This is a genomic window from Stenotrophomonas sp. PS02289 (assembly GCF_029960115.1).
In the GTDB taxonomy this organism is placed as follows: Bacteria; Pseudomonadota; Gammaproteobacteria; order Xanthomonadales; family Xanthomonadaceae; genus Stenotrophomonas.
Genome location: NZ_JASCOZ010000222.1, coordinates 1 through 5,542, shown reverse-complemented (window position 1 = coordinate 5,542; position 5,542 = coordinate 1). Strand labels below are relative to the sequence as shown.

The 5,542-nt window shown below is 65.0% G+C and carries 3 protein-coding genes; 2 read left to right on the top strand and 1 reads right to left on the bottom strand.

The features are described from left to right. Positions 1–210 precede the first annotated feature (210 nt). The gene (locus QMX83_RS19685; RefSeq protein ID WP_282298337.1) at positions 211–852 is read right to left on the bottom strand and encodes a TetR family transcriptional regulator; all 642 of its coding nucleotides are present in this window, start codon (positions 850–852) and stop codon (positions 211–213) included. A 263-nt stretch (positions 853–1,115) separates the two neighbouring features. Here QMX83_RS19685 and smeD point away from each other — a divergent pair, with 263 nt between their 5' ends. Both smeD and smeE read left to right on the top strand, forming a co-directional pair. Beyond that, positions 1,116–2,285, top strand: coding sequence for a multidrug efflux RND transporter periplasmic adaptor subunit SmeD (gene smeD / locus QMX83_RS19680; RefSeq protein WP_282298336.1), 1,170 nt, complete (start codon positions 1,116–1,118; stop codon positions 2,283–2,285). A gap of 12 nt (positions 2,286–2,297) precedes the next feature. Continuing rightward, positions 2,298–5,432 (top strand): multidrug efflux RND transporter permease subunit SmeE, encoded by a 3,135-nt coding sequence (gene smeE, locus QMX83_RS19675; RefSeq protein WP_282298335.1) that lies wholly within the window; start codon positions 2,298–2,300, stop codon positions 5,430–5,432. Positions 5,433–5,542 lie beyond the last annotated feature (110 nt).

The window sequence follows — 5,542 nt, the reverse complement described above, 5'->3', positions numbered from 1 at the left end:
GGTTCGGGGTGGGCTGGAGGGGGCGTGAGCCGCATGGATGCGGCGATCGAGGCTACAGGGACGTACTTGCGCCGTCCCCCGGAACGCCCATCCCGAGCCGCCAACACACGGAACCGATGACCACCGGCTGTTCGCCAAAAACCAACAGCAGCCGGGCAGCGCCCGGCGACGCGCAGTAATTGCAGTCGCAGCGAACGGGAGGAGAAGGCGTTACGCCTCGTCTTCCGTCGGCAAGGCTTCCGGCGGTGCGCCCGGGACGAACACGCCGGGCAGCACGAACGCGCTGAAGATCGCGTCCAGCGTCTCGGCACCGTCGCGCTGCAGGTCGAACAACTCCGGTTCCAGCATCGCGCTGTACAGCACGCCGGTCAGGCTGGTGCTGATGATGCGCGCCACGGTGTCCACGTCGACGTTCGGGCGCAGCTGGCCCAGGTCGCGTGCGCGCTGCATTGCCGCCGCGATGATCGCCAGTTCCTCGCGCGAGGCTTCGCGCTGCAGTTCCTGCATCGCCTGGCTTTCCACCGACAGGTCATTGCGCAGCATGATCTCCATCATGTTGCGCAGTCGCTCGTCTTCGGCCAGCTCCTGGAACGACACCAGCAGCGCCGAACGCAGGTCCACCACCGGCGTGGTGCGCTTGGATGACGTCGTGCGGCGCAGGCGCTCGATGAACGGAATGCGCTCGCGGTCAATCATCGCCGTCAGCACTTCCGTCTTGTTCTTGAAGTGCCAGTACACCGCGCCGCGGGTGTAGCCCGCACGCTCGCCGATCATCGCCAGGCTGGTGCCCGCGACTCCGAACTCATGGAAACAGGCTTGGGCCGCGTCGAGGATGCCCTCGCGGGTGGCCATGGCCTCTTCTTTGGTTTTTCTGGCCATTGCGCTTTGTGCACGTGCTGGATGAAACCGGCCTGAATTGTACCCGTTTACAAACAAACATGCATGTATGTATATTTACGCCCCACTGATCCTCGGTGAGGTCTGCCCGTAGTCACGAGAGCGAGCCCGGCGGGCGATCTGATCCCTTTGTGGGTCTGGTTGTCGTTTCGGCGCGCGCTGGCGCGTCGAGCCCAGATCGGCCCCCTTCCACTTTCTGTTTGCTGCGAGCCCCCACCATGTCATCCACCCGTTACCGTTACCTCGCGCTGTCCCTGGCGGTCACCCTCAGCCTGTCCGCCTGTGGCGGCGGCGAACAGCAGGGCCAGCAGGGCGGCCCCGGCCAGGTCACCGTTGCCACCCTCAAGAGCGAGCAGGTCGGCCTCACCCGTGAACTGCCCGGTCGAACCAATGCCTTCCTGGTCGCCGAAGTGCGGCCCCAAGTCAGCGGCATCGTCGCCAAGCGCCTGTTCACCGAAGGCGGCCTGGTTACCGCCGGCCAGGCCCTGTATCAGATCGACGACGCCAGCTACCGCGCCCAGGCCAACAGCGCCCGCGCCCAGCTGGTCCGCGCCGAAGCCACCGCCAATGCCGCCCGTCTGAGCGCCAAGCGCATCACCGAGCTGGCCAAGGTGGATGCGGTCAGCCAGCAGGACCTGGAAAACGCCGTCGCCGCACAGAAGCAGGCCGACGCCGATGTCGGTGCGGCCAAGGCGGCCCTGGATGCCGCCAATGTCACCCTCGGCTACGCGCGCATCACCGCGCCCATTGCCGGTCGCATCGGCAAGTCCAGCGTCACCCAGGGTGCGCTGGTCAGCGCCGGCCAGGCTGACGCACTGGCCACCGTGCAGCAGCTGGATCCGATCTATGTCGACCTCACCCAGTCCGCCGCCGAACTGCTGGAACTGCGCCGTGAACTGGCTGCCGGCCGCCTGAAGGACAACCAGACCCTGCCGGTCACCATCCTGCTCGAGGACGGCAGCGAGTTCTCGCACAAGGGAACGCTGGAGTTCTCCGAGGTCAGCGTGGACCCCACCACTGGCAGCTACGCGCTGCGGGTGAAGGTGGAGAATCCCAACCAGGTGCTGATGCCCGGCATGTACGTGCGTGCCGTGGTCGGCAGCGGCGTGCGTGAGAACGCGCTGCTGGTGCCGATGCAGGGCATCGCCCGCGACGCCAAGGGCGACACCACCGCCATGGTGGTCGGCAAGGACAACAAGGTCGAGGTCCGCCCGGTCAAGGTCAGCCGCGCGCTGGGTGACAAGTGGCTGGTCGAGGACGGCCTGCAGCCGGGCGACAAGGTCATTGTTGAAGGTCTGCAGAAGATCCAGCCGGGCATGCCCGTGCAGGCCACCGAGAAGGGCGCAGCTCCGGCTGCGCCGGCAGCTGCCGCCGCCGGCAAGCAGTAAGCGGAGAATCCCATGGCGCGTTTTTTCATTGATCGACCCATCTTCGCGTGGGTGATCGCGATCATCATCATGCTGGCCGGTGCGCTGGCGGTGGTGAAGCTGCCCATCTCGATGTATCCCGAAGTGGCCCCGCCGGCCGTCGAAATCAGTGCGACTTATCCGGGTGCATCGGCCAAGGTGGTGGAAGACTCGGTGACCCAGATCATCGAGCAGAACATGAAGGGGATCGACGGCCTGATCTACTTCTCGTCCAACAGCTCGGCCAACGGCATGGCCACCATCACCCTCACCTTCGAGGCCGGTACCAATCCGGACATCGCCCAGGTGCAGGTGCAGAACAAGCTGCAGCTGGCCATGCCGCTGCTGCCGCAGGAAGTACAGCGGCAGGGCATCAACGTGGCCAAGTCCAGCAGCGGCTTCCTGCAGGTGATCGGCTTTGTGTCCAACGACGGCAGCATGGACGCCAACGACATTGCCGACTACGTGGGTTCCAACATCGTCGACACGCTCAGCCGCGTGCCGGGCGTCGGCAACATCCAGGTGTTCGGCGGCAAGTACGCCATGCGCATCTGGCTGGACCCGAACAAGCTGCACACCTACAAGCTGTCGGTCGATGAAGTGACCGCCGCCATCACCGCACAGAACGCACAGGTGGCCATCGGCCAGCTGGGGGGTGCGCCGTCGGTGAAGGGTCAGCAGCTCAATGCCACCATCAACGCGCAGGACCGCCTGCAGACGCCGGAACAGTTCCGCAACATCCTGGTGCGCGGTGGTACCGACGGCAGCGAGCTGCGTCTGGGCGACGTCGCCCGGGTGGAGCTGGGCGCGGAAAGCTACGACTTCGTCACCCGTTACAACGGCAAGCCGTCGACCGGTATCGCAATCACCCTGGCCACCGGCGCCAACGCGCTGGACACCGCCAACGGTGTGCGCGCCGCGCTGGACGACATGAAGGCCAACTTCCCGGCCGGGCTGGAAACCGTGGTGCCGTACGACACCACCCCGTTCGTGCAGGTCTCGATCAAGGGCGTGATCAAGACCCTGATCGAAGCGATCGTGCTGGTGTTCGTGGTGATGTATCTGTTCCTGCAGAACTTCCGCGCCACCCTGATCCCGACCATCGCCGTGCCGGTGGTGCTGCTGGGCACCTTTGGCGTGCTGGCTGCGCTGGGCTTCTCGATCAACATGCTGACCATGTTCGCGATGGTCCTGGCCATCGGCCTGCTGGTCGACGATGCCATCGTGGTGGTGGAGAACGTCGAGCGCATCATGTCCGAAGAGGGCCTGTCGCCGCTCGAGGCCACCCGCAAGTCCATGAGCCAGATCACCGGCGCGCTGGTCGGTATCGGTCTGGTGCTGTCGGCCGTGTTCGTGCCGATGGCGTTCATGACCGGCTCCACCGGCGTCATCTACCGGCAGTTCTCCGCCACGATTGTGTCGGCCATGGCGTTGTCCGTGCTGGTTGCCATCGTGCTGACGCCGGCACTGTGCGCCACCATGCTCAAGCCGCTGAAGAAGGGCGAGCACCACACCGCGCACAAGGGCTGGTCGGGTCGTTTCTTCAATGGCTTCAACCGCGGCTTCGACCGCTCCAGCGAAACCTATCAGCGCGGGGTCAAGGGGATCATTGCCCGGCCGTGGCGCTTCATGGGCATCTTCGCCGCACTGGCGGTGGTGATGGGCCTGCTGTTCGCGCGCCTGCCCAGCTCGTTCCTGCCCAATGAGGACCAGGGCATCCTGATGGCGCTGGTGCAGACGCCGGTCGGTGCCACCCAGGAACGCACCCTGGAGGCGATGTACAAGCTGGAAGACCACTTCCTGAAGAATGAAACCGAAGCGGTTGAGTCGGTGTTCTCGGTGCAGGGCTTCAGCTTCGCCGGCATGGGCCAGAATGCGGGCATGTCCTTCATCAAGCTCAAGGACTGGAAGGAGCGCGATGCTGATCAGGGCGTGGGCCCGATTACGGGTCGCGCGATGGGCGCACTGGGTCAGATCAAGGACGCCTTCATCTTCGCCTTCCCGCCGCCGGCGATGCCGGAACTGGGTATTGGTTCGGGCTATACCTTCTTCCTGAAGGACAACAGCGGCCAGGGCCACGAAGCGCTGTTGAACGCACGCAACCAGCTGCTCGGCGGTGCCGGGCAGAGCAAGCTGCTGGCCAACGTGCGTCCGAACGGCCAGGAAGACACCCCGCAGCTGCGCATCGACGTGGACGTGGAAAAGGCCAATGCGCTGGGGCTGTCGATCAGCTCGATCAACAACACCCTGGCCACCGCTTGGGGCAGCAGCTACATCGATGACTTCATCGACCGTGGCCGGGTCAAGCGCGTGTACGTGCAGGCCGATGCCAACTTCCGTATGAACCCGGACGACTTCAACGTCTGGTCGGTGAAGAACACCGCGGGCGAGATGGTGCCGTTCAGTGCCTTCGCCTCCAAGCGCTGGGACTACGGTTCGCCGCGCCTGGAGCGCTACAACGGTGTGTCGGCGATGGAAATCCAGGGCGAGGCCGCACCGGGCGTGGCCTCGGGTGATGCCATGGCCGAGATCGAGCGCATTGCCAAGGACCTGCCGCCGGGCTTCGAGATCGAGTGGACCGCGCTGTCCTACCAGGAGCGCCAGGCCGGCTCGCAGACGCCGCTGCTGTACACGCTGTCGCTGCTGATCGTGTTCCTCTGTCTGGCCGCCTTGTATGAAAGCTGGAGCGTGCCGACCTCGGTGCTGCTGGTGGCCCCGCTGGGTATTCTCGGCGCGGTGCTGGCCAACACCTTCCGTGGCATGGAGCGCGACATCTACTTCCAGGTGGCGATGCTGACCACGGTGGGCCTCACCAGCAAGAACGCGATCCTGATCGTGGAGTTCGCCAAGGAGAATCTGGAGAAGGGCGTCGGCCTGATCGAGGCCACCATGCATGCGGTTCGCGACCGTCTGCGCCCGATCATCATGACCTCGCTGGCATTCGGCCTGGGTGTGCTGCCGTTGGCCATCGCCTCGGGTGCCGGTTCCGGCGCGCAGCGTGCGATCGGTACCGGTGTGCTGGGTGGCATGGTGGTGGGCACGCTGCTCGGCGTGTTCTTCATTCCGCTCTTCTTCGTCGTAGTGCAGAAGCTGTTTAACAAGAAGCTGCGCGCTGGATCGAATCCGTAATTGCCTGAATTGTTGCGTGGTGCCGGCCAACGGCCGGCGCTACCGGAGCCACCCCAAGAAACAGTTTTATCTTGCTCTCTCCGTGGCGGCGGTTCTGCTTGCCCTGTGTG